Annotated in this window: 23 protein-coding genes and 1 pseudogene; 15 read left to right on the forward strand and 9 right to left on the reverse strand. The window is 61.0% G+C overall.

What is annotated here, in order from left to right:
- Positions 1–34: 34 nt before the first annotated feature.
- Positions 35–1069, reverse strand: coding sequence for a tetraacyldisaccharide 4'-kinase (gene lpxK, locus JSS95_16625; protein MBS1801439.1), 1035 nt, complete (start codon positions 1067–1069; stop codon positions 35–37).
- Complete coding sequence (locus JSS95_16630; protein MBS1801440.1) at positions 1066–2337, reverse strand: 3-deoxy-D-manno-octulosonic acid transferase; 1272 nt, start codon at positions 2335–2337, stop codon at positions 1066–1068. Before JSS95_16630 ends, lpxK begins: the two co-directional genes overlap by 4 nt.
- Positions 2338–2410: 73 nt before the next feature.
- On the opposite strand from JSS95_16630, the gene JSS95_16635 reads away from it, so the two are divergent.
- The 3 genes from JSS95_16635 (at position 2411) to trmFO (ending at position 5433) form a co-directional block, all read left to right on the forward strand.
- A complete protein-coding gene (locus JSS95_16635) occupies positions 2411–3136 on the forward strand; it encodes a hypothetical protein (GenBank protein MBS1801441.1) in 726 nt (241 codons plus the stop codon).
- On the forward strand, positions 3133–3663 hold the full coding sequence (locus JSS95_16640; protein MBS1801442.1) for a GNAT family N-acetyltransferase: 531 nt from the start codon (positions 3133–3135) through the stop codon (positions 3661–3663). The genes JSS95_16635 and JSS95_16640 overlap by 4 nt, the downstream gene beginning before the upstream one ends.
- A gap of 342 nt (positions 3664–4005) precedes the next feature.
- On the forward strand, positions 4006–5433 hold the full coding sequence (gene trmFO, locus JSS95_16645) for a methylenetetrahydrofolate--tRNA-(uracil(54)-C(5))-methyltransferase (FADH(2)-oxidizing) TrmFO (protein ID MBS1801443.1): 1428 nt from the start codon (positions 4006–4008) through the stop codon (positions 5431–5433).
- Between the two features lie 76 nt (positions 5434–5509).
- Here trmFO and JSS95_16650 read toward each other — a convergent pair whose 3' ends face one another.
- The 3 genes from JSS95_16650 to JSS95_16660 all read right to left on the reverse strand — a co-directional run bounded on the left by JSS95_16650 (position 5510) and on the right by JSS95_16660 (position 8099).
- Positions 5510–6031, reverse strand: coding sequence for a peptidylprolyl isomerase (locus JSS95_16650; protein ID MBS1801444.1), 522 nt, complete (start codon positions 6029–6031; stop codon positions 5510–5512).
- Between the two features lie 70 nt (positions 6032–6101).
- Positions 6102–6833 carry a peptidylprolyl isomerase gene (locus JSS95_16655; protein ID MBS1801445.1) on the reverse strand — a complete coding sequence of 244 codons (732 nt, stop codon included), beginning with the start codon at positions 6831–6833 and terminating at the stop codon, positions 6102–6104.
- Positions 6834–6914: 81 nt separating this feature from the next.
- Positions 6915–8099, reverse strand: a complete 1185-nt coding sequence (locus JSS95_16660) for a dipeptidase (protein MBS1801446.1) — start codon at positions 8097–8099, stop codon at positions 6915–6917.
- A gap of 333 nt (positions 8100–8432) precedes the next feature.
- On the opposite strand from JSS95_16660, the gene guaB reads away from it, so the two are divergent.
- The 6 genes from guaB (at position 8433) to JSS95_16690 (ending at position 15413) form a co-directional block, all read left to right on the forward strand.
- Positions 8433–9956: an IMP dehydrogenase gene (gene guaB / locus JSS95_16665; GenBank protein MBS1801447.1), complete on the forward strand. Its 1524-nt coding sequence runs from the start codon at positions 8433–8435 to the stop codon at positions 9954–9956.
- Positions 9957–10683: 727 nt separating this feature from the next.
- A complete protein-coding gene (locus JSS95_16670) occupies positions 10684–10986 on the forward strand; it encodes a DUF503 domain-containing protein (protein MBS1801448.1) in 303 nt (100 codons plus the stop codon).
- A gap of 102 nt (positions 10987–11088) precedes the next feature.
- On the forward strand, positions 11089–11490 hold the full coding sequence (gene rbfA / locus JSS95_16675; protein MBS1801449.1) for a 30S ribosome-binding factor RbfA: 402 nt from the start codon (positions 11089–11091) through the stop codon (positions 11488–11490).
- On the forward strand, positions 11487–12458 hold the full coding sequence (locus tag JSS95_16680; GenBank protein ID MBS1801450.1) for a bifunctional oligoribonuclease/PAP phosphatase NrnA: 972 nt from the start codon (positions 11487–11489) through the stop codon (positions 12456–12458). The genes rbfA and JSS95_16680 overlap by 4 nt, the downstream gene beginning before the upstream one ends.
- A 23-nt stretch (positions 12459–12481) precedes the next feature.
- Positions 12482–14296 (forward strand): glycosyltransferase family 39 protein, encoded by a 1815-nt coding sequence (locus tag JSS95_16685; GenBank protein ID MBS1801451.1) that lies wholly within the window; start codon positions 12482–12484, stop codon positions 14294–14296.
- Positions 14297–14423: 127 nt separating this feature from the next.
- Positions 14424–15413, forward strand: coding sequence for a GNAT family N-acetyltransferase (locus tag JSS95_16690; GenBank protein ID MBS1801452.1), 990 nt, complete (start codon positions 14424–14426; stop codon positions 15411–15413).
- Between the two features lie 214 nt (positions 15414–15627).
- Here JSS95_16690 and JSS95_16695 read toward each other — a convergent pair whose 3' ends face one another.
- Together JSS95_16695 and JSS95_16700 are read right to left on the reverse strand one after the other, a co-directional pair.
- On the reverse strand, positions 15628–16140 hold the full coding sequence (locus tag JSS95_16695; protein ID MBS1801453.1) for a DinB family protein: 513 nt from the start codon (positions 16138–16140) through the stop codon (positions 15628–15630).
- Positions 16141–16217: 77 nt separating this feature from the next.
- Positions 16218–16985, reverse strand: coding sequence for an enoyl-ACP reductase (locus JSS95_16700; GenBank protein ID MBS1801454.1), 768 nt, complete (start codon positions 16983–16985; stop codon positions 16218–16220).
- A gap of 197 nt (positions 16986–17182) precedes the next feature.
- On the opposite strand from JSS95_16700, the gene JSS95_16705 reads away from it, so the two are divergent.
- The 3 genes from JSS95_16705 (at position 17183) to JSS95_16715 (ending at position 18942) form a co-directional block, all read left to right on the forward strand.
- Positions 17183–17557, forward strand: a complete 375-nt coding sequence (locus JSS95_16705; protein MBS1801455.1) for a transcriptional repressor — start codon at positions 17183–17185, stop codon at positions 17555–17557.
- Positions 17558–17700: 143 nt separating this feature from the next.
- On the forward strand, positions 17701–18240 hold the full coding sequence (locus tag JSS95_16710; GenBank protein ID MBS1801456.1) for a peroxiredoxin: 540 nt from the start codon (positions 17701–17703) through the stop codon (positions 18238–18240).
- Positions 18241–18384: 144 nt separating this feature from the next.
- Complete coding sequence (locus JSS95_16715) at positions 18385–18942, forward strand: carboxymuconolactone decarboxylase family protein (protein MBS1801457.1); 558 nt, start codon at positions 18385–18387, stop codon at positions 18940–18942.
- 127 nt (positions 18943–19069) lie between these two features.
- Here JSS95_16715 and JSS95_16720 read toward each other — a convergent pair whose 3' ends face one another.
- Complete coding sequence (locus JSS95_16720) at positions 19070–19981, reverse strand: M20/M25/M40 family metallo-hydrolase (GenBank protein ID MBS1801458.1); 912 nt, start codon at positions 19979–19981, stop codon at positions 19070–19072.
- A 186-nt stretch (positions 19982–20167) separates the two neighbouring features.
- Between JSS95_16720 and JSS95_16725 the strand changes: the two genes are divergently transcribed.
- Both JSS95_16725 and JSS95_16730 read left to right on the forward strand, forming a co-directional pair.
- Entirely contained in the window at positions 20168–21331 is a 1164-nt protein-coding gene (locus tag JSS95_16725) for a beta-propeller fold lactonase family protein (protein MBS1801459.1), read from the forward strand.
- 174 nt (positions 21332–21505) lie between these two features.
- Complete coding sequence (locus JSS95_16730; GenBank protein MBS1801460.1) at positions 21506–22657, forward strand: SH3 domain-containing protein; 1152 nt, start codon at positions 21506–21508, stop codon at positions 22655–22657.
- Between the two features lie 194 nt (positions 22658–22851).
- Here the strand turns inward: JSS95_16730 and JSS95_16735 are convergent, their stop codons facing one another.
- Complete coding sequence (locus tag JSS95_16735; GenBank protein ID MBS1801461.1) at positions 22852–23979, reverse strand: DegT/DnrJ/EryC1/StrS family aminotransferase; 1128 nt, start codon at positions 23977–23979, stop codon at positions 22852–22854.
- Positions 23980–24381: 402 nt separating this feature from the next.
- On the opposite strand from JSS95_16735, the pseudogene hfq reads away from it, so the two are divergent.
- A pseudogene (gene hfq / locus JSS95_16740) lies at positions 24382–24588 on the forward strand (RNA chaperone Hfq).
- Positions 24589–24626: the final 38 nt, after the last annotated feature.

Below are 24626 nucleotides of genomic sequence, written 5' to 3' on the forward strand. Positions count from 1 at the left end.
TGAATGAAATCGTAAGGAATAAACGTCAGTGTCCCTAACGCCCTTTGCGCCGGTCGAGCTGCCCGACCATCGTCACCAACTGCGACACAGCCTCTTTCTCCGCAATCAACTCGACCTTGAGATGCGCAACGATCAGCGGCCCAATCGCCCTGAGCCGCCCACGCATCTCCGGCGTGATTTTAACCGCGTCCTTCTCCGTTGTTACAAATCCGTTGGCCCCAATCTGTTCAGCGTGGCCGATCAACCGAGTCATATCGCTGTCGTCGTACAGTTGATGGTCGGCAAAGGCCATTGTCTCCATCGGTTCATAGCGCGATGCCGTCAGCATCTTCGTAAAGTTCGCGGGGCGCGCAATGCCGCAGAACGCCAGCGGCAGCGTTGGCAGCGTCACCACCTCCGTTCCATCCAGCAGAGTCAGTGACCGCCGTATCACCCACGTCGCAAACCCGTGCCCCCGGTCGCGCAGCCCGTTCAGGACTCCCTTCAGCGCATCTGCCTCTTCTTCACGGACGACGATCACATGCGCCTCGCCGAGCGCCGAAACCGGCTCGCGCAGATTTCCCGCGGGCAGCAGCGTGTCCTCCGCATCCTCCAGCGTCAGCAGCGCAATATCGATGCTGCGGGCCAGACGCAGGTGTTGAAATCCATCGTCCAGCAGGTGAACGGCGATGCGGCCCTGCGCCTGGTCCCGCTCCGCCATCAACCCGGCCTCATAGCGGTCTGCACCCGCAAATACCGGGGCGTTCGACTGCTGCGCCAGAAGCACCGGCTCGTCGCCGTGCCACTCCGGATCATCGTAGGCTTCTACGCGCTCCGTCACCTCCGAAGTGCGTTTGTACCCGCGCGTCAGAATGCTGACCTCATAGCCTCTGCGGTGCAGAATGCCTGCCAGCATCGCAACAAACGGCGTCTTGCCCGCGCCTCCCGCCGACACGCTTCCCACGCTGATCACCGGCACCGGAAGATGCTTCTGTTTCAACCAGCCCCACCGGTACATCCGCCGCTTGGCCACCACAACGGCGGCATAGAGCGGAGTCAGCGGAACCAGCCATGGTCTTCGTGCGCTCATGCCGCGTCCCGCCTCATCAGGTCGAGAAGCGCCTCAACCGTCCGTGCCGTCGCGCCCGCCTGTGCATTGAAGATCGCGCGTCCACGCTCGCCGATGGCCCGCACGCTGCCGCCCCCACGCATCATCTCCATCAGGTCATCGGCCAGCGTATCTTTCGTTGCGATGCGGAGAGCGTCCTCCGCTCTCATCGCTTCGACCATCTCGCGGAAGTTTTCACACGACGGTCCCATCACGATCGGCACGCGAAACCGCGCTGGCTCCAGCGGATTGTGTCCTCCCGCCTGCACCAAGCTGCCGCCCACAAACGCAACGTCGCCCAGCGAGTACACCGACGCCAGGTCGCCGATCGTGTCCAGCAGCACCACGCTGCCCGGCGCAATCTTTTCTGTGCTGCCGCGAAGCTCGCTCGCTCTTGTTGCACGGATGCCGCTCGCACTCACCAGCGCCGCCACAGGCTGAAACCGCTCCGTGCGCCTCGGGGCCAACACCATGACAGAGCCGGGAATCTCCTCCACAATCTGCCGCCACGCCTCCAGCAGCAGCGTCTCTTCTCCCTCCAGCGTGCTGCCCGCAACCAGCACCTTCGCCCCGGCCGGGAGCCGCTCGCGCAGGAGCGACGTCATCGGGCTCTCGCCAGCAGCCTTCACGTCATATTTCAGGTTGCCGCTCACGCGCACTCTGTCTGCTGGTGCTCCGATCCGTACCAGCCGCCGGGCGTTCTCCTCGCTCTGCGCCAGGAACAGCGACACCTGCTGCAAAACCGGACGCCACAGCCTTTTCAGCCGCAGGTAACGCGGCAACGACCTGTCCGATATGCGTGTATTGACCACCGCCACCGCTACGCCTCCCCTCGTGCACTCGTTCATCAGGTTCGGCCAAAGCTCGCTTTCCATCAGAATCAGCAGTTCAGGTTTGAGGAGGTGAAGATATCTTCGCACGACAAATGCGAAATCAAGAGGCAGATAGAAGACTGGCAGACCCTCGAACCGCTCACGCGCCAGCTTCTGTCCCGTCTCAGTGGTAGTGGAGACGGCGATGGTCCATTCCGGCAGTGCGGCGCGAAGTGACCGTACAAGTTCAGTTGCGGCCATGACCTCGCCCACCGAGACCGCGTGTAGCCAAATCACCCGTTGCCCGCGCACGGCCAGCCGGAGTGCCTGCGGAATTACCCCCAGGCGCCCTGCCAGCCCGGCCCGGTATCGTCCGCTGGTCGCCATGCGCACCAGCCACCACGGGGCACCCACTACGAGCGCCATTGCGAGCAACATGCTATAGACAGCTAAAACAACGGCCAGAATCACTCTTTCCCATTCCCTCGCTTTACCAGGTGCGCCAGCGAAGATGATAATCAACTTGGTGATGAACTCCCACAAAACCCTTCTGCGGCAGACCTTTCTGCTGACATCCGCTGTGTTGCTCGCCGTCAGCGCCACAGCCTTTGCGGGAGGTAAAAAGGCCCCTCCCGTGCGCTCCGCAAACCAGTATCCGGCCTTCGACACGCATCCCGCGGAACACGTCTCTATCGCCATCGATCCGTGCAACGATCCCCGGAACTGCGATTTCTTCCGCCTTCCCTATATCCGGCACTCGCTTATCCCCGTCCGCGTCATCATCACCAACGACTCGGACTCACCGCTCGACCTCAACGACGTGCGGATGCAGTTCATCACCGCCAACAACGACAAGCTGCCTGCCGCGACCCTCGACGATCTCAACCGGCGCCTCTTCAGCACCAAGCAGGCAAAGGGGACCAAGGTCCCGCTCATCCCCTTTCCGATCCATCATGCGCCGGTAGACAAAAAGATCACCGACGACGACAACGACTTCGGCTTCTCCGGCACGACCGTTGCCCCGCACTCGACGCTTGCAGGCTATCTCTTCTACGACGTCAAGGACCTCGACGACCCACCATTGAAAGATGCCGAAATCTACGTCAAGATGATCCACACCAAGGGCGGCAAGGAGCTCTTCGCCTTCTCCATCCCGTTCAATAAATGGCTCAAGGCCACCGCCACGACTTCGGCCTCAGCGGCCCCGGACAAGAAGGATGCAAAGGACTCGCAATGACAACATCGCAGCCATCGCCGCAGGTGGATGACGCAACCGCGTCCTCGAAGCTCCTCATCCGCCCTGCGACTCCTGCCGACGTGCCCGAGATGCTCGTCTTCATCCGCGAACTGGCCGAGTACGAGCGAGAGCCCGAGGCCGCCATCGCCACCGCCGAAGACCTCCTCCGCGACGGCTTCGGCGACCGGCCCGTCTTCGGCTGCCTGATCGCCGAGTGGGACGGACAGCCCGCCGCCATGGCGCTCTACTTCCACTTCTACTCCACCTGGCGCGGCAACGCCGGCATCCACCTTGAGGATCTCTTCGTCCGCCCGCAGTTTCGCCGTAAGGGAATTGCAAAGGCTCTTTTCGCCCGCCTGGCGCAGATCACGCTCGAGCGCGGAGAGCGTTTTCAGTGGCACGTCCTCGACTGGAACCAGCTCGCGATCGATTTTTATGAGTCCATGGGTGCCGGCATGTTGGGTGAGTGGCGCATTATGCGCCTCGACGGAGAGGCGCTTCAGGCCCTCGCCGGCTCAGGCACGTAACGGCCTACCAGTAGCATCTCCGGTATCCATAACCATCCCAGTAATATCGCATCCGCCAGTACGGATCGTAGGGAGTATATGCCCCATACGGATAGGGGTAAGCTCCGTAGTAGAAGGGATAGCATCTGTATCCCCACCAGCAGCGTCGGGTTAGTAAGAGGACCAGCAAAATCAGGCAAAGCATGACGACCCTCGTTGGCGCATAATCGGCAGCGTCCGGTAGAACAATACGCCCGCAACCCGGTGCCGGTTCCCTGAATCCTCCATAAGTACAGGTGCCTCAAGTACGGTACGCCGTGGGCTGAGACAATACAAAGTAGTCAGGAAAGAACCACGGAATCCATGAAGAAAATCAAAGTTATCGGCGGAGGCCTCGCCGGCCCTGAAGCCGCGCTCCAGGCCGCCTCGCTCGGCTGCGAGGTCACCCTCTACGAGATGCGCCCCGCACGCTCCACCGAAGCCCATCAAACGTCCGACTTCGCCGAGCTCGTCTGTTCGAACTCCCTCAAGTCCGAGAGCGAAAACTCCGCCCCCTGGCTGCTCAAGCAGGAGATGCGCCGTGCCAACTCCTTCCTCCTCGCCGCCGCCGACGCCTCCGCCGTTCCCGCAGGTCACGCACTCGCCGTCGACCGCATCGAGTTCTCGCGCCGCGTCGCCGAATTGATCGCTCAGCACCCACGCATTACTGTCGTCCGCGAAGAGGTGAGAATACTGGATGAGATCGCTGATGAGATCACGGTCCTCGCCTCCGGCCCGCTCACTTCACCGCCTCTCGCCGCCGAGCTGCAACGCCTCACCGGCTCCGAGCAACTCGCCTTCTACGACTCCATCGCCCCCATCGTCGACGCCAGCACCATCGACATGGACAAGGTCTACCTCGCCGCCCGCTGGGACAAAGGCACCGCCGACTACATCAACTGCCCCTTCACCAAGGAGGAGTACGAAACCTTCCTCGAAGCCCTCACCGCCGCCGAGACCGTCCCCGCCAAAGAGTGGGAGCAAATCCCCACCGCAAGCCCCAACCCCCAGAATTGTCATCCTGAGCGAAGCGCAGCGGAGCCGAAGGACCTGCATTTAAGTCCCGCCTCGAACCCCAACCCACAGCCCAGATACTTCGAAGGCTGTCTCCCCATCGAGGAAACCGCGCGCCGAGGCCGCGATACCCTTCGTTTCGGCCCCATGAAGCCCGCCGGTCTCACCAATCCCAGGACAGGGAAGTGGCCCTACGCCGTCGTCCAGTTGCGGCAGGAGAACCTCCGCGCCGACTCCTACAACCTCGTCGGCTTCCAGAACCACATGAAGTACGGGGAGCAGGCCCGCGTCCTGCGCATGATCCCCGGCCTCGAGAACGCAAAGTTCCTCCGCTACGGGCAGATCCATCGCAACACCTACGTCAACGCGCCCAGTGTGCTCACCGAAACCTTGCAGCTCAAGCAGCACCCCAACATCCTCATCGCGGGCCAGCTCAGCGGAGTCGAGGGTTACACCGAGTCCATCGCAGGCGGCCTTCTCGCGGGGCGCTTCGCCGCCGTGCTCGCGCAGGGCCGCACTCCAACCCCTGCGCCACGGCTCAGCGCCAACGGATCGCTGACCCACTACATCACCCACAGCGAGAAGAAAAACTTTCAGCCCGCCAACATCACCTTCGACCTGCTGCCGCCGCTCGAAGAGGAGCTGCGCAAAAAAATCCGCGACAAGAAGGAGCGCCACCGCATCCAGTGCGAACGCGCCCTCACCGCGTGGGAGCAGTGGTTGGATACGGCTGGATAATGTGGATCGGCAACTGTTGCTCCAAATGAGAAAGCCCGCCATGCCGGCGGGCTCATTCATTGTTTTGAAGCAAGTTTTAAGCGACGCGTTCGATCGTGACCGACTCAAGCACAACCGGGGTCTTCGGACGGTCCATACCATCGCGCGAGACCTTTGAGATCTTCTCGACGATGTCGTAGCCCTCGACCACCTCGCCGAAGATCGTGTGCTTGCCGGTGAGCCACCCCGTCGGCGCGACCGTGATGAAGAACTGCGAGCCGTTGGTGTTGGGACCGGCGTTCGCCATCGCGAGTTTGCCCTTCTCCTGGAAGCCGTGCTTCGAACCGCGCGTCTCGTCGGCGAACTTGTAGCCGGGGCCGCCCATGCCTGTGCCCTCGGGATCGCCGCCCTGGATCATGAACTCGGGAATCACACGATGGAAGATGGTGCCGTCGTACAGCTTGTCGCCCTTCTTGCTGCGGCTCTCCCAGCTCTTCGTGCCCTCGGCGAGACCGATGAAGTTCGCGACGGTCTCCGGTGCGTCCTTCTCAAACAACTCGGTGACGATGGTGCCTTCAGATGTCTTGAAGGTTGCGTAGGTTCCTGGCTTGCGTGCCATGTTGTTCTCCTTGTGATGGTGAGTAGTTGGTAGCGAGGGCCTCTCCGTCAGAGATGGGGGAGGCGAGAAATTACGGTGTTGGCGGCGCGGCCGGCGGAAGCGCAGGCTCAGGCGGCATCGGCTGCCCTTCGCGCACAATGGTGATCTTGTTGATGACCACAGGTGTAACAGGCTTGTCGTCGGCGTTGCGCGAGACCCGCGCGATCGATGCGACCAGCAGCACGCTGTGGGCGTCGCACTGCCCGAAGATCGTGTGCTTCCCGTTGAGCTGTTCGACCTGCGCCTCGGTGATGAAAAACTGCGATCCGTTTGTGTTTGGGCCGGAGTTCGCCATGGCCAGCCGGCCGGGCTCGTCGAAGGTCAACGATGGGTCAAACTCGTCTTTGAAGAAATAACCCGGGTCGCCCGTGCCGTTACCGGCCTTGTCGCCGCCCTGGATCATGAAGTTCGGGATCACGCGGTGGAACGTGGTTCCGTTGTAGAACGGCATGCCGTGCTGCTTCTTGAGCGTCGCCGGGTCGGTCCAGTCTTTTGTTCCTTCGGCCAGTCCGATAAAGTTGGCCACCGTCACCGGGGCCTGCGTGTCGTACAGCTTGCAGGTGAGGCGGCCCATCGTCGTGTCGATCACGGCCGTTGGCCCGGTAGGAACCACGGGCGGCTTCGCGTTCGAGGTCGTCGACGGTGCATCCGGCAAAGCCTGCGACGAAGCCGGGACCGTCTGCGAGGCAGGGGATGTCTGCGGAGTCTGGGCCAATGCCTGCGTGCCGAGTGCAACTGCGAGTGCGAGAAAACGAAGCGTCATGCGGAAGTTCTACTCCATAAAACAGGCTATCTCACTCGCATCGATGCGGCAATGCGACGGCAATGAGTGCATGGGAAGCCGCTATCGCCCCGGAACGATCACCGGAGGCTTCTCCTGCGCATCCTCCACGGCGCGGAAGACACGCAGCAGATTGCCGCCGAGCAGCTTCGTCATATCGGCAGCGGTGTACCCGCGGGCCATCAGCGCCGCCGTCACCTTCGGCAGATCGGCGGCCGAGTCGATCTCCGCCGGCGGAATGGGAAAGCCGTCGAAGTCCGTGCCAATACCCACGTGGTCGATGCCCGCCACCTTGATGATGTGATCGAAGTGATCGATCAACGAGTTGAATGGAGCGCGCCCAATCATCGCCGCGTACTTGCGGTCGATCTTGTCCGACGCCTCAAACGGAACGGGAAGCCCCTTGGCACTGTACTCGGCCTTGAGCGCAGCCTGTTCTTCCTGGCGTTCCGGCCTCGAGGCATTCCACGCCGCACGCCACTCTTCGTTGATAAAGGCAGGGTAGAAGTTGACCATCACTACGCCGTTGTTCTCCGCCACCGCGCGCAGCATCTCGTCGGTCAGGTTGCGCGGTGCCTCCGTCAGTGCACGCGCCGAAGAGTGCGACGCGATGATCGGCGCCTTCGTTATCTCGATCACGTCCCAGAATGTCTTGTCCGAAACGTGCGAGACGTCCACCATCATGCCCAGCCGGTTCATCTCGGCGATCACCTGTCGTCCGAACGGCGTCAGCCCGTTGTGATGCTTCACCGCCGGGTCGTTGATGTCGCCCGACGAGTCGGCCCAGTCATTGCTGTTCGACCACGTCAGTGTCATGTACCGCACGCCGAGCCGGTAGTAGTCGCGCAGCAGGCCAAGCGAGTTTTCGATGGAGTGGCCGCCCTCGATGCCCATCAGCACGCAGAACTTCCCCTCGTCATGCGCGGCGGCAATCTCATCGGCCGTCACACAAAGCGCGAGCTTGTCCGGCGCGCGGCGCACCTGCTCCAGCGTGCCATCGATCAGCTCCAGCGTGCGTCGTGCGCTGTTCTCTGCCGCGTATTGATGCGGATCGACCCATATGGAGAAGAACTGCGCGTTCAGGTTGCCCTTTCGCGCCGTCTCATAGTTCAACATGCCGCCGTTGATCGGGTCGGTGAAGTTCCACTGCTCGTCGACGAAGCGCTGCGGTGTGTCGGCGTGGGTGTCGATGACAAGGGCGCGCGCATGAACGGCGAACGCGGAGTCAGCGGTATTCTCAGGCGGCATTCTTCTTCTTTCCTGCTGCAAAGGCGACCGCGCAGAAGCGCCGTCATCGATCAGCCTTGAGAAAAATTTTAGCAAGCATTCGAGTTAGACCCACGAGCTCGCCTCACCCCACTGATCTCTTTTAGTTTAACTATTTAGAGTGTGGAACAGACCGGGTGCCCCATCTTCGGCGCAGTCTTACCGCGCCTAAGGTGGGACAATCGCGCAAAGCGCGATCCCACCCGCAACACCCCACCTTGCCCCACCCCAACCATCTCCCCTACAATCGAATATTAAATCTCCAACGGCCATCGCCTCTATTTGAGGCCCTCACCTTGGGACTTATAAAACGACATGATCAATCTCCCGGTACCCGAAGCGCTTACCTTCGACGACGTCCTCCTCGTACCTGCCTACAGCGAAGTCATCCCGACCCAGGTCTCCACGCAGACCCAGCTGACGCGGAATATCTCCCTCAACACCCCTCTGCTCTCCGCCGCCATGGACACCGTCACCGAATCGCGCCTCGCCATCGCCATGGCGCAGCAGGGAGGCATGGGTGTCGTCCACCGCAACCTCTCCATCGAGCAGCAGGCCGGCGAGATCGACAAGGTCAAGCGCTCCGAGTCCGGCATGATCGTTGACCCTGTCACCATCGCTCCCGAGGAGCCCATCGCCGCCGCGCTCGAGGTCATGCGCCGCTACAAGATCTCCGGCGTCCCCGTCACCAAAAACAAAAAGCTCGTCGGAATCCTTACCAACCGCGACCTCCGCTTCGTCTCCCGCACCGACATCCCCATCTCCGACGTGATGACCAAGGAAAACCTCATCACCGTCCCCGTCGGTACCACCCTCGAACAGGCCGAGCAGATTCTCCACAAGCACCGCGTCGAAAAACTTCTCGTCGTCAACGACAGCTATGAGCTCAAGGGCCTCATCACCGTCAAGGACATCCAGAAGAAACTCAAGTACCCCAACGCCTCCAAGGACTCCCAGGGCCGTCTCCGCGTCGCCGGGGCCATCGGCGCGACGGGCGACTTCCTCGAGCGCGCCGCCGAGCTCGTCCGCGCCCGCGTCGACGCCCTCGCCATCGACTCGGCCCACGGCCACTCCTCCCGCGTCCTCGAAGCCGTCCGCGAGTGCAAGGCCCGCTTCCCCGAGATAGACCTGATGGCCGGCAACATCGCCACCTACGAAGGCGCACTCGCGCTGATGAAGGCAGGCGCGGACGCGGTCAAGGTCGGCATCGGCCCCGGCTCCATCTGCACCACCCGCATGGTCACCGGCGCAGGCATGCCGCAGATCACCGCCATCTCCGAGGCCTTCCGCGCCGCCCGCGAGACCGGAATCCCGATCATCGCCGACGGAGGCATCAAGTACTCCGGCGACGTCACCAAGGCCATCGCCGCCGGGGCATCCGTCGTCATGATGGGTTCGCTCTTCGCCGGCGTCGATGAGTCGCCGGGCGAGACCATCCTCTACCAGGGCCGCAGCTTCAAGGCCTACCGCGGCATGGGCTCGCTATCCGCCATGGCGCAGGGATCAGGCGAGCGCTACTTCCAGGGCAAGGACGACATCTCCGACCCCTCGACCGAGCGCCACTCGCTCACCGCGCGCGAAAACGCCTCCTCCAACCGCCTCGCCAAATTCGTCCCCGAAGGCATCGAAGGCCGTGTTCCGCACCGTGGCCCGCTCGAAAGCATGGTCTACCAGCTCGTCGGCGGCCTGCGCTCCGGCATGGGATACCTCGGCTGCTCGTCCATTCCCGAGCTGCAACAGAACGCAAAGTTCATCCGCATCTCCGGAGCCGGCCTCCGCGAGAGCCACGTCCACGATGTCATCATCACCCGCGAAGCCCCCAACTACCACGTCGAGTAGAATGCTGCAGAACCGCAGAGCTGTTGTCTGTCGATTTCATTTGATGTTTGTTTGTTGTCCTGATGGATTGTCATTCCGAGCGAAGCCGAGGAATCTGCTTTCGCTCGATGAGCCACTGCATCTGGCAACTATCGTTGAATGATCGAACGAGGTACTTAATCCACGTGATATTGGCCGCAATTCGAGTTCTGTTAGTTTGCGAGATCTTCTCAGGCTTTATATTCGCTCAGACTCTCACGATCCGGCTAATCGACGGAAAATCCGGTAAGCCCATGAAGGGGCAACACATCACAGTCGCATGGGACAAGGATCAAAAAGTGTCGGTAGGTACGGTTAACGACAACGGAGTCGCACAAGTTGAAGTACTGCTGGGCGCGAAGCAATTTGCCATAATAGAAGGTCCTCGATTGGGTTCTGAGCCCAATCGAGTCGCATATCTGGATTGCAATGAATGGGCTTCCGCTCTGGTCACTGTCTCAGAAGTTATGAATAAGGGAGTAGTTCAGAAAAATAGGTGTGAGAAACAGAATTGGATTCCCCATCCTGGCGAGATCGTGTTTTGGGCTAGATATAGACCCTTGTGGGATTTTCAGTAAACGTAGATCGACGTCAAACCTGTCAATACCTTGCATATAAGTCTCTATCTCTCAATGCTTTGCGATTTGGTTAAGGCCTAAATCCAATCAGATGAAAACCTTGCGCAAAAGATAGGTAGGGGGCCTTTACGATGCCGATAGCCAGCCTGACCATCGAGATCGAAATCCCTCAGGCCCAGTCCATCAAGGACCGCCGCCAGGTCGTTCGCTCCCTCAAAGACCGTCTGCGCCACGCCTTCAACCTCGCCATCGCCGAACTGGACTCCGGCGAGGTCTGGAACCGCGCTACAATAGGAATAGCGGTTATCTCAAGCTCCAACAGCTACTTGGCTGGGCAACTGCAACAGATTGATCAGGCTGCGCATCGCATCGCCAACGGTTTGGGAGCACAGATCGTCGACTCCTGGGCCGAGACACTCTCGCAGCCGGACTGAAAGATATCCACCGTCACGGCAGGAAATCCACCGTCCAAATAAAATTAGAACGAACGGTTTGTTTTTGATATCCTCAACCGTTCACCAGGCCGAAATCACGTTATGCCAGAGCAAAGAGCCAGAGCGCATCACCGCAGTCGAGTTGCGAATACATTCTCCGAGGAGATCGGGGCCATGCTGGAGGGAGAACTCTCCGACCCGCGCATCGCTCCCAGCTACGTCACCGACGTCGTCCTCGCTCCAGGTGGAAAATCCGCCCGTATCTATGTTGCAGTGCAGGGCAGTGAAGAAGAGGAAGAGTCGACCCTCGCCGGTCTTATGACGGCGCGTGCCTACATCCGTTCGCAGCTAAGGGAGCGCATGGGGGTGAGGCATGTCCCTGACCTGACCTTTGCTATCGACCGGTCGGAGAAGATGACTGGACGGATGAACGAGCTGCTCGAGCGCATGCGCAAGCGTGAGAAAAAACCGGTACAGCCGGCCGAGGCGACTACCGGATCATGAGCATGGATGCCCCTATTGCAGCGCTGCTTGAGACCTTTCGCTCGCATCGACGCTTCCTGATTACCTCGCACGCCCGCCCCGACGGCGACGCGATCGGCTCTGTGTTGGCGATGGCTGAGATTCTCGACCAGCTCGGCAACCAGGCCACGGTCGTTCTGCTCGATCAGATACCCGCGATCTACAAGACCTTGCCCGGACTGGACAGGATTGTCCACGTAGCCGACGCCCGCGAGGTCGAACCGGATCTATCAGTCCCCGCCATCCTTCTCGAGTGCGATGGGATTCCCCGATCCGGGCTTGCCGGTCTTGAGGGCCGCTTGCTGGTCAATATCGACCACCACGCCAGCGGACGCGAGTTCGGCAGCGTCAACTGGATCGACGAGAACGCCTGCGCCGTCGCCGCGATGGTCTACCGCATTGCCGTCGCAGCGAAGGTGGAGATCACGCCCTCCATGGCGACCTGCCTCTACACGGCTGTTTTGTCGGATACGGGATCGTTTACCTACCCGAGCACCAGCGCCGACACCTTTGCCATGGCGCACGATCTTGCCGCCCATGGGGCCAGTCCCAGCCAGATTGCGCGGGACATCTACTTCTCCAACCCCGAGAGCAAGCTCCGCCTGCTGGGGACAGCTCTCGCCAATCTGAGGACTGACGGCCCTCTGGCCTGGAGCTGGGTAACGACCCTCGACATGGATCGCGCCGGGGCAGGCGCCGAGGACTGCGAGGGGGTTGTCAACTATCTCATCAGCATCGCGGGAGTCGAATCGGCAGTCTTTCTCCGCGAGCTGCCAATGCTCGACCAGTACCGCCTGAGTATTCGCAGCAAGGGCAAGGTCGACGTGGCGCAGGTCGCTGAGAGCTTTGGCGGCGGCGGTCACCGCAGCGCCAGCGGATGCACTCTCGACGGCCCTCTGACCGTCGCTACGGAGCGTATTCTGAACCAGTTGCGGACGGGACTCTGTTAGCCTTGTCTCGCTCCAATCTTGAAATGACCGATCTCCAAAAACCCGCTGGAAGCGTCGCGGTCGGTGAGCGTTCATCGGCTGGCTGGCTGCGAAGGCTCTGGAACCATCCCGATGCCGCGGTGACGCGCGAGATGCTCCTTCTGGTCCTCGTCAGCGGATTTCTTCTGCTCTACGGTCTGGTTCCTGCGTTCGGGGGCGACCAGCTTGGCCTGGTCGGAGCGGATGAGCCGCGATACGCGCAGATCGCCCGCGAGATGCTGGAGGCGCACTCCGAGGCGTGTCATGCCGTGAATGCGAAGATCGTTCCGCACAGCCTCCGGCTTGCCGACCTGAAAGCGTCTTATCACTGTCTTGAAGGCGGGACGGTGACGCCCATTCTCTACGGCCAGCCCTGGCTGGAGAAGCCGGCTCTCTACTACTGGCGCGCCATGGGCTTCTTCAAGGAGTTCGGCGTCTCCGACTGGTCGGCCCGCCTGCCCTCCTCCTCAGGCGCCTTTGCTCTTATCGTCCTGATCTTTCTGCATATGCGGCGGTTCCGTCCCGGCGGGCATCTCGATGCCGCGCTGATTACGGCCTCGTGCGTGGGAATGGTGAGTTTCTCCCGTGGAGCTTCCACCGACATGCAGCTCGCCGCGCCCTTCTGTATCGGCATGCTCGGCTGGTATGCCTGGTATGAGACCGGCAAGAAGTTCTGGCTCTTCGATCTCTATTTCTTCGGAGCGGCCGCGACCCTGGCCAAGGGCCCCGTGGCGCCCTTCCTCGCGCTTGCCATCATCCTGCTCTTCGCCGGGCTGCGGCGCGAGTGGTCGCTGCTGCGCCGCACCATCTGGCTCCCCGGAATTGCGCTTTACCTTGCCATGGTGCTGCCGTGGTTTATTGCAGTGCAGCGCCACAACCCGACCTTCTTCCGCGTCTTCTTTAAAGAGCACAACCTGGAGCGCTTCGCCACCAATCGCTACCAGCACCACCAGCCGTTCTGGTACTACGTCGCGGTGCTGGTCATCGCGCTCATGCCCTGGACGGTGGTCGCCATCCGCGCGCTCATCGACTCGATCGAAGTCTCTATCGCCGAGTGGAAGGTCAGGCACAATCCGAAGCGCTACCTCGGTCACACGCGCGCCGGCGACGCCTTCCCGGAGTTCCTGGTCCTGTGGGCACTGTTTCCCATCGTCTTCTTCTCCTTCTCCGGCTCCAAGCTGCCCGGCTACATCCTTCCCTCCATCCCGCCGCTCACCATCCTCACAGCCGACTATCTGAACCGTATTCGCCGCCAGGGCCTGCCGCGCTGGCTGCTATGGTCGCACGCGGCCATGTGCGCGGTCCCCGTCTTTGTGCTGACGCTGGCCCCTCAGCATATGAAGTACGAGACGCTGGTTCCCTCGACGGTATGGCTGGTCTCGGCGGCGGCGGCGGCGCTGTTCTTCGCGGCGCTGGTCTTCCTCATCGTTCGCCGCTGGGGACTCTCGCAGATATCGAATGCGACCCTGCTGCCGGTTGTCGCCGTGCTCGTCTTTCTGCTGGGCTTCCACGGCAGGGACCTCGACATCAACTATTCGGCGCGGCCCCTGGCCGAGGAGATCGCAAAGCAGGCCCCCGATGTAAAGGTCGTGGCCTTGCAATCGGTCAAGCGCGATATCGACTACGGGCTCGCCTTTTACCGCAACGAGCCGCTCGTGCACTACGACTCCGACGGCGTCCCCGCAGGCGAGCATGTGCTCGTCATCAAGGCGAACGAAACGGCAAGCCTGGACCACCTGCTTGCCGGCAGGGTCTACAAGCCGCTCTTTCTCTACGACTCGCAGGGGCTTGAGGTCTATCGCGTCGAGGCCCGTCCTTGAACGATCCGTGGTCTATGCGCCGCCACTGATGAGTGAGAGTCCATCCCGCCAAATCGCTCGCTCGCAGCCGTGAATTTTCCGATAATCTCTACGCAGACTTTTTTCGCGTGAAAGCTCTGCGACTCCCATGCCTGTTGCTGCCACACAAATCGAAGTCCTCGACCTGAGGCACTTCTCAGCGCGCCAGCTTCGCCCGCTGCTCGAAGGCGAGGCCCGCGTGTGGGAACAGAGGCTGCGCTGGGACTATCGCAGCTCCACCGAGCTGCTGCTGCAGTATCTGGACTCGCGCATCCTGCCCGGCTTCGTCGCACTCGATCGCGGAAAGATCTGCGGCTACACCTTCTGCGTCTACGAAGGACACAAGGCCGTGGTGGGCGACGCCTACTCCATTGCAGCCGACCCAGAGCAGGGTCTGCTGATCACCCAGATATTGCTGCACCGGCTGATCGAGCTTCTGGAGCACTCCCCGAATATCGAGCGCGTCGAGTCGCAGCTGCTTCTCTACGACTCCGGTTCCATCGACGAAAGTTTTATAGAGGCCGGGTTCGCGCGCCATCCTAGGCTGTTTATGGAATGCAACCTCAGCCGCACCATGTTGGCCGAGGCAGCCTCCACGCGGGCGCGCACCCTGCCGCCGGGCATCGAGCTTGTCGCCTGGTCCTCCACCTGCTACCAGGCGGCCGCCGAGTTGATCCACGCCTCTTATGCCGGTCACATCGACGCCGAGATCAACGACCAGTACTGCTCCCTGCACGGCTCGCTGCGTTTTCTCCACAACATCGTGCGCTTTCCCGGATGCGGCGTCTTCGATGCCACACAATCGTGGCTGCTTGTGGACCGCGCCACCGGGCATCTGATAGGAATGCTGCTCTGCTCCCGCGTTGCACCGGAGGTCGCGCACATCACGCAGCTCTGCGTCGCTCCCCAGGGACGCGGACACGGCCTGGGGCGGGTTCTGCTCGACCACGCCATGGCGCAACTGCTGCTTGCGGGATTCTCCGCCATCACGCTCACCGTCACCGAAGCAAACCGCCAGGCGGTGGAGCTGTACGCCTCATCAGGCTTCAGGGTCAGATACAGGTTCGACGCCATGGTGCTCAACCGCGGCGCCTCCTGAAAACCGAGACTATAGCTGTTTTCTAGAGCCGTTTCCTCATAGATGTAGTTCCTGCTTTCAGGGCCGAAGGCCCGCCAACATACCAGCCTGGGCCGAAGGCCCAGGCTTACAGGCCGACGATCAACCAGAGCGAAGGCGCGACAATACGTTCTCGGATATGAGCTACACCTCAAGGGAAATTGCCCTGATTGCTGTGTCTTTTTCCCAGAAGGCCTTACTCCGCCGCCCACTGCTCGTCAGCCGAAGGGCCATACAGCGCGGGCACAGGAAGATCGTTCAGCCGCAGATAAACCCCAAGCTGCGCCGTGTGGTGAATCAGGTGGTTGAAGCACATCATGCGGAAGGTCGTCGAGCGCGGCAACTCCGAGATCAGGTGCTCTCCAAAGCTGAACCTCCACTTCGCCGATAACGTTTCATCCGACGCGGCAGCGATGGCCTCGCGGCAGGCCTTCGCGCACTCGTCGAGCTGCTTCAACGCCGCCTCGCGTGTCGTGAACTCCATGGGGAAATGAGGACGTTTTGAATTCGCCATGTCCATGCCATCGTCCAGGATGATGTAGGAACCAAACAGCGGCAGCGTCGCGCAGTGTATGGCCAGTCTGCCCAGCTCCATCGATTTGTCGTGACACTTCCAATCGTTCTTCCCCTCGGGGACACGCTCCAGAGTGCGGCGTGTGTTCGAAATTTCGGCGTCGAAGTCCTGAAGAAGAAGCTCAGAGATTTTCATAGATGTCCTTTCGTAATGCAGGCGAAGGATAGCTGTGACCTGCTGACAGCATCCTGTCAGCAGAGACGATAATTTTGTTACAGCCCGGTTACGTTGTATCCGGCATCTACGTAGGTGATCTCGCCGGTAATCCCGCTCGAAAGATCGCTCGCCAGAAACAGCGCGGCGTTGCCCACCTCAAGCTGGTCGATGTTGCGATGCAGCGGCGCGCGCTCCTCAACAGCGGTAAGAATTTTGGTGAAGTCCCCGATGCCTCGCGCTGCCAGCGTCTTGATCGGTCCGGCTGAAATCGCATTCACGCGAATGTTCTTCGCGCCCAGCGAGGCCGCCAGGTAGCGTACTCCCGCCTCGAGCGAAGCCTTCGCCAGTCCCATCACGTTGTAGTTCGGGAAGACCTTCTGCGAGCCGTAGTAGGTCAGCGTCATGATGCTGCCACCCTCCGTCATCAGCGGAACCGCCGCGCGCGTGACCGCGATCAGCGTATACGAGCTTACATCGTGCGCGATGCGAAAGCCCTCGCGGCTGGTGAAGATGAAGTCGTTCTTGATCTCGTCGGGTGGAGCAAACGCAACGGCGTGCACCAGGATGTTCAGCTTCCCGTAGGTGTCCTTCAACGCGGTGAAGAGAGTGTCGATCTCGGCGTCCACGGAAAGGTCGCACTGAAAAGTCTTCGCATCGGGCAGCGACCCCGCAAGCTCGTCGGCGTCGCGCTTCAGACGCTCGTTCTGGTAGCAGATCGCAAGCGTCGCTCCCGCCTCCGACAACTTCTGGGCGATACCCCAGGCGATGCTGCGCTTATTGGCCAATCCAAAGATGACGGCGACTTTGCCCTTGAGATCGATCATGGTTCTCTTGTCCTTCTCCTGTTGGTGTTCGTTGCTAAGAATAGCAGCGCGCGGAAGCAATCGTTGGAAATGGAGCGGTTGAGTAGCATCCTGTGGATAACCAGACTTATCAAACGATAATCTTTATCGTCTTTTGCTGTATACTCAAATCCGTGGAGCAAACCTTCCGCCAACTCTGCGCCGACCACGGCATTGCCATGACGCATCAGCGTCAGGTGCTGTATCAGGTCATGCAGGGGATGGAAGGTCACCCAAGCCCGGAGGAGGTCTACGCCCGGGTGAAGAGGAAGGTGCCGGCCATCTCGCTGGCCACCGTCTACAAGAACATCCATCTCTTTGTGGAGAGCGGCATCTTCCGCAAGATGAGCGTGCACCATGGCTCCGTGCGCGTCGAGATGAACAGCAGGGAGCACCATCACATGGTCTGCTCCCGATGCAAATCCATTACCGACATCGGCGAGAAGGAGCTCGGGCTCAGTCCCGCTCGCCGCAAACTGGCCGACGGGTTCCTGGTGGAGAGGTACGCCGTCGATGTCATCGGTCTCTGCGCAAAGTGTCAGCAGACCTCGTGAATTGCCGTAGGCGGTAAGAACACTAACTGATGCAGGCAAGCAGGATGGCCCGGAAAGAGGGAAATCCCGCAACGGACTCGCTGCGCCAAAAAGCTGTATTCAACGAAGTTCATAACAAACAACAGAGAGAGGAATTAACTGACATGCTGCAAATTGGAGAGAAGTTCCCCGACTTCGAGCTCACTGCCACTGTTTCCACCGAGAAGGACGAGACCAAGGCTTTCAAAACCATCACCGGTGAGACCTACCCCGGCAAGTGGAAGCTCTTCTTCTTCTGGCCCAAGGACTTCACCTTCGTCTGCCCGACGGAGATCGCCGCCTTCGGCAAGCTGAACGGCGAGTTCGCCGACCGCGACTGCCAGGTTCTCGGCGCCAGCACCGATAACGAGTACGTCCACGCCGCATGGCGCACGCATCACGAAGACCTGAAGAACCTGCCCTTCCCCATGCTGTCGGACATCAAGCGAGACCTCAGCGGACAGCTAGGTATCCTCGACGAGAAGGCCGGCGTCGCCCAGCGCGCAACCTTCCTCGTCGATCCCGACAACATCATCCGCTTCATCTACGTCACAGACCTCTCCGTCGGCCGCAATCCGCAGGAGGTCCTCCGCGTGCTCGACGCGCTCCAGACCGACGAGCTATGCCCCTGCAACTGGCAGAAGGGCGAAGCCACGCTGGCCTAATCACAAAGGTGCAGAATACATCCGTCGAGGGCCGAAGGCCCGTAAGATACCAGCCTGGGGCGTTAGCCCCAGGTTTGGGTCCAACACAGCCGGTACGAGGGCTGAAAGCCCGCTCGATAGCTGTTGAGGGAAGAGAGAAAAATCATGTCCATGGAAGACCTGACCGGCACCCTGCCGGCCTATGCAAAAGACCTGAAGCTCAACTACTCGTCGCTGGTAAAGCAGAACACCGAGCTGACGCCACAGCAACTCTGGGGGACGGTCATCGCCTCGGCCATCGCCACCAGAAACCAGGAGCTGACGGCTGCTGCATTTGCCGAAGCCCAGGCAGCAGGTCTCAGCGCCGATGCCATCGATGCCGTCAAGGCCGCCGCGGCGATCATGGGCATGAACAACATCTACTACCGCTTCCACCACCTCACTAAGAACGAGAAGTACGCCACGCTGCCGTCGCGTCTGCGCATGAACGTCCTGCGCGGCCACAAGGTTGATCACGTTGACTTCGAACTCTGGTGCCTGGTCGTCAGCGCCGTCAACGCCTGCGACAAGTGCGTCGACTCGCACGAGCGCGTGCTGCGCGAAAAGGGAGCAACCGAGGAACTGATCAACGCAGCCATCCGCGTCACCTCCGTCATTCACGCCATCGGCGTCGTGCTCGACTCCGAGAAGGCCGCACCCACACCGGTAGAAGCTGTCGCATAAATCTGTCGTTCGGACGAAGGCAAAAGGCACAGCATAAGCCGTGCCTTTTGCTTTGCGCCTCGCCAGGATATTGTCATCCTGAGCGAAGGGTTCGCGCTTTTGCGAACCCGCAGTCGAAGGACCTGTATTAGTGGCTGCTGGCCGGAGAGCTCGTCTGGGGATTTCCTCCCGCATTCCACTCCGGTTTGAAGTTCGAATCCGCCAGCCAGCGTATCGGGCCCGCCATCGATTGAATCGCGTTCGTCATGTGTGCGAAGTCGATCGTCCGCACCTCGTCCGACACCTGGTGGTAGTCGTGGTGCAGCCCAAAGCTCGAGACCGTATGCGCGACAATCCCCTTGAGCGCGAGAGCATAGTTGTCCGAGCGCTGGAAGAAGTGCTCCTTCGGGTGAGGGTCGTTGACCAGGTGCGCTCCGTGCTTTGCCAGCTCCGGGCCCAGGTTCGACCGGTCGAAGCCCGTGAGCCACAGCGTTCCGGCAGGCACAGCGGAGTCCGGCCGGCCGATCATCTCAAACTCGAGGTTAGCCACGATACTCGTCAAGGGAACCGGCGGGTGCGCCAGAAAAGCGGCATTGCCGAAGCCCCCGATCTCCTCCGAGCCGAACAGCGCGAAGACGATCGTGCGCTTCGGACGCGGCCCGGACGCCAGCATGTGCGCAAGCGCCAGCACGGCGGTCGTGCCGGAGGCATCGTCGTCGGCGCCGTTATAGATGGTGTCGCCCGTTCCCGAAGCCGCCATGCCCAGGTGATCGAGATGCGCCGTCAGCAGAATCGTCTGCTCCGGCGCGGAGCTGCCGCGAAGGATGGCCACCGCGTTCCAAGTCTCCTTGCGCGGCACATCTTCAAACTTCGACAAACGCTGTTGCAGCCGCGCCGGCAGGGGGCTGGGCAGCGCGGCTTTTTGAACGAACGTCCCACTGTCGCCACCCGGCTCAAGGCCCAGCGCCTCGAACTGCGCGGCGGCAAACATTGCGGCCAGGTGTTCATCGCGCGTCGCCGAGCCGCGCCCGTGCATCTCATCCGAGGCCAGAAAATCCATGTCGGCCCTCACCTCGTTCTCAAGTGACGAAGTTGCGGGTGCCGTTTTCGCCTGTGCGCCGTCGAATGAATGAGCCAACTGCGGTTCAATCGCAGATACGACGAAGAGAAAAGTGAAGGCGCCGAGAAGGCGCAAGGGTTTTTCTGAAAGCATGCCGCCGATTATAGAAGAGGATATTGTTGGGAGATGGCCGAAGTGACGTTGTCAGCAAATCAGCCGCACGACCGGGATAAGCGCCGCAAACCGGCAGCAATCTTCTCTATTGCCATCGTGACATTGGCCATCGCGCTTACAGGCTGCGGACAGTTCTTCATCCCGCCAACCGGTGGCGGTGGCACCACTGGTAGCAACCGCGTCTACGTTGCAAACTCGGCGACCAACTCGCTCTCCGGCTTCACCATCGGTACGGCTGCACTCTCCGCGGTCTCCGGTTCGCCGCTCTCGCTCGGATACGTTCCCATCGCTGCCGCCGTTACGCCGAACAATAACTTCATCTACGTCGCTGGACCGGGTGCGATTTACATGTATACGATCAGCTCCGATGGCTCGTTGAGTGCACCCAGCTCAGGCGCGGCCGTGGCGGCTGTCAATGTCGTCTCGCTCGATGTCTCGCCCGATGGCCAGTGGCTCTTTGGGCTCGACAATACGCAGACCGTGCTCGATCAGTTCCAGATCAACTCCTCCACCGGAGCCTTGTCCGTAGTCGCCGCAACCCCTTACTCGGCTTCAACCGGAACGGTTGTACCCAAACAGGTCAAGGTTTCGCCCACCGGAAACCTGGTGTTTATCGCGCTAGGGACGGCAGGCGATATCGTCTTCACCCTCAACACAAGCACCGGCGCAGTCGTCAACAGCCAGTACCTCAAGCCGGCCGATACCACCAGCGACAATGCGCTGGCCATCAACAGCACCGGGGCATACCTCTACATAGCGCGCAGCGGCACCAACGGAGGCCTCGGCGTCTACACGATCGGTGCAGGCGGAGTTCTCAACTCTATCGCTGGTTCACCCTTCGCTGCCGGTAACCAGCCCAGCTCCGTCGTCATCGATTCGACAGGCAAGTACGTCTACGTGGCCAACCGTGGCGATAGCAACATCTCCGGCTACTCTATCGGAACCGGCTCGTCCCTCACTGCTCTCAGCGGGTCACCATATGCCAGCGGAACGGGCGTCACTTCGCTCGGCGTCGACAAGAGCGGCAAGTACCTCCTCGCGGGAGCGAACGGCGGAAGCCCCGATCTCTCCATGTACAGCTACGACGCGACAACGCTCGGCAAGCTGAACCTCGCAACCAGCACGACGTCCGGCACGCAACCCGCCGGCGTCATTGCCATCGCGCTCACGCACTGATTCATGTGCAAAGGTAATTAGCGAGATAACGCATCGCTGAATTTGCGCTGCATAGGCGCAGCGGCTTCTGAATCGCCGGTAAAATGAACGATAAGCCTTCTTCAGGCCGCGGAGCTCAGGGCCATTTCGTCTTCACGACAGACCGGCAGGGTAGTCAGGACCGCGCGAAGCCTTGTGCTCGGTCTCGGTCTTGCGTTCAGTCTCGCGCTCGCCAACGGATGTTCAAAGCTGCGTCCCAAACCTCCCGCGCAATACGTCTACGTCACCGCCAAGCAGACCTACCTTCGCGATCGCGTCGCCGCCGTCTCCAACCGCACCGGCACGGTGACGAACGGCGATAAGCTCGAGGTGCTCGAGCGCGGGCGCCGCTTCTTCAAAGTGCAAACCTCCAAAGGCGAGCAGGGTTGGATCGAGGAGAAGGCCGTTGCGACGCAAGACATCTTCGACCAGTTCGAGGCCCTTAAGCAGCAGCACAAGGATGACCCCTCCGTCGCCAGCGGCGTCGTCCGCGACGATGTCTACATGCACTCCAGCCCAGGGCGCGACACCGAGCGACTCTTTCGTCTGTCCGAAGGCGAAAAGCTGAAGCTGCTGCGCCGCGCCACTCTGCCCAAGCCTCTTCCTCCAGGCCAGCGCGCGCCTAAGCCTGCCGCTCCCGAAGCAAAGACTGGAGACAAAAACGCGCCACAAGCTGAAGCGCCTCCGCCGCCCGTCATGGAAGACTGGTGGCTCGTGCGCGACTCCAAAGGAGACACCGGCTGGCTCTACAGCCGCATGATGGACGTCGATGTGCCCGATGCCATCACGCGCTACTCCGAGGGCCAGCGCATCGTCGGCGCCTACGTCCTCACCACCGTCAACGACGCCGAGGCACCGCAGGACGACAAGAACATCCCCATCTATGTCACCGTCGTCAGCCCCTACAAGGCGGGACTGCCCTACGACTTCGACCAGGTGCGCGTCTTTACCTGGAACATCAAGAAGCACCGCTACGAGACCGGCTTCCGTGAGCGCAATATCGAGGGCTATCTTCCGGTTGAGATTAAGATGGCTGCCGACCCCTACAGCAAGGCGCCCGCGGGCATGGCGGCAGCCCCGACCTTCAGCTACCGCGTGCTCTCCGCCGAAGCCGGGCCCGTCATTCCCGACCCCGTCACCGGCGCGATAGTTCCGGGAAAGACCAACTTGAAGACCTACCGGCTCGAAGGAAACCTCGTCCGCCGCGTCATCGAACCCGGCGCCACGGCGCCGATGGACGCCCACCCCGAACCCGTAGCCGGCAAGAAGAAAAAAGCCGCTGCTCCAGCAAAGAAAAGACGCCGTTAGTACCTGCGAAGCCCTTTCGAGCGAGACATTCAACTATTACGGTTTGTCATCCTGAGCAAAGCGGCGCAGCCGCGAAGTCGAAGGACTTGCATTTTGCAGGATGCCAATATAGAGGTCAGGCCCAGCGGTGCCTTCGACCAGGGCCCTATCTTCGACCGCGAAGCGGTCTAAGGTGGGAGAAGCGCCACGGACCCTCAGGCGTAGAACCTGCGCACCGCATCCACCACAACCTGCTGCTCGTCCTCCCGCAACTCGGGAAACATCGGCAGCGACAGCACCTCTTCCGCAGCCCGCTCCGTAACAGGGAAGTCGCCCTTCTTATACCCAAGCTCTGCAAGGCTCTGCTGCAGATGCAGCGGCAGCGGATAGTAGATCTCGCTGCCGATCCTGCGGGAGCTGAGATACTCGCGCAGCGCGTCGCGCCTTGGTGCGCGGATAGTGTACTGGTGAAACACATGCACGCCGCGCGCATCGCGAATGGGCAGCACCAGGCCTTCAGCCGTCGTCGAAGCGGCCAGGCACGCTGTGCGAAACAGTTCGTCGTAGCGTGCGGCCAGGCTGCGCCGCCGCTCGTTCCACTCAGCCACATAGCGCAGCTTCACTTCAAGCACTGCGGCTTGTATCGCATCCAGCCGCGAGTTCCAGCCCACCTCATCGTGGAAGTAGCGCCGCCGCATTCCATGCGCGCGCAGCATACGCGTGCGCTCGTCCAGGCTGGCCGACTGCGTCGTCAGCATTCCCGCATCCCCCATCGCGCTCAGGTTCTTCGTCGGATAGAAGCTGAAGGCGGCGATGTCGCCCAGACCACCTGCCATCACTCCGCGCCACGATGCGCCAAAGGCCTGTGCGGCATCTTCAATCAGCAGCAGGTTGCGGCGCTGCTTCAATGCGGTAAAGGCGTCCCAGTCGGCGCACTGGCCATACAGATGCACCGGCATGACCGCCTTCACAACCGTCCCGCGATGCCGTTCGATGGCTTCGTTCACAGCATCCGCCGACAGGTTGAAGGTGTCCGCGTCGATATCGGCAAGCAGGGGCTGTGCACCAGCCCGCAGTACCGAGCTGGCCGTGGCGAAGAAGCTGAACGGCGTCGTGACCACAGCATCGCCCGGTCCGACACCGGTCGCCGCCAGCGCCAGCCAAAGCGCCTCGGTGCCGCTCGAGCAGCCCGCCGCATACGCTACATGCAGGGCCTCCGCCGCCGCGCGCTCAAACGACTCCACTGCCGGGCCGAGGATGAACTGCTGCGAATCGCATACTCGCGCGATCGCTGCCAGAATCTCTTCACGCATACCGGCAAACTGACGGGCGAAGTCAAGCATCTGAACGGGTTGGGAGGTCTCAGTCACACTTGTGATGGTAAATCGGACTCCGGCGTCGTGGGTTCGATGGGGCTATTGAAGGGTATGGCTTCAGTTACGCCGCAATTTCTCTGGGAGAAGGTGCAGTCAAATCCTGTAGTCAGCTCTCTGTTGGAACTGACCACTTTTGAACAGCGTCATACAGCGCTCACATTCTGGAGCCTTTTGCGGGGATAGTACGTCTAACCATGCAACCAGGGGATTTGTGCGCTTGCCCCGGTTGAAAATTGCAGAGGATGCTCGTATTGTTGACCTCTTGGCTTCGGACGCGGCAGCTTCTCCGCGAATGCTCGACTGGAGTGCCATGCAGTACAGCAGTATCGCTAACTTTTACGGATTTTTAAAAAGAAGGAGATCGGCACCATGGAATCAAAGCCGGCACAGAACATTCAGGACACTTTTCTCAATACCGTCCGCAAGGACAAGAGCCCGATCACAATTTATCTGGTGAGCGGAGTGAAGCTTACGGGAAAGATTCGCTCCTTCGACAAGTATTCGGTCCTCCTCGAAAACAATAGTCAGGAACAGTTGATCTTTAAGCACGCTATCTCGACGGTGGTAAGCGGCCGCATGGGAGGCCACGGAGAGGTGAAGAGCGAGTTCCGCTC

Source organism: Acidobacteriota bacterium (genome assembly GCA_018268895.1).
Taxonomy (GTDB): Bacteria; Acidobacteriota; Terriglobia; order Terriglobales; family Acidobacteriaceae; genus Edaphobacter.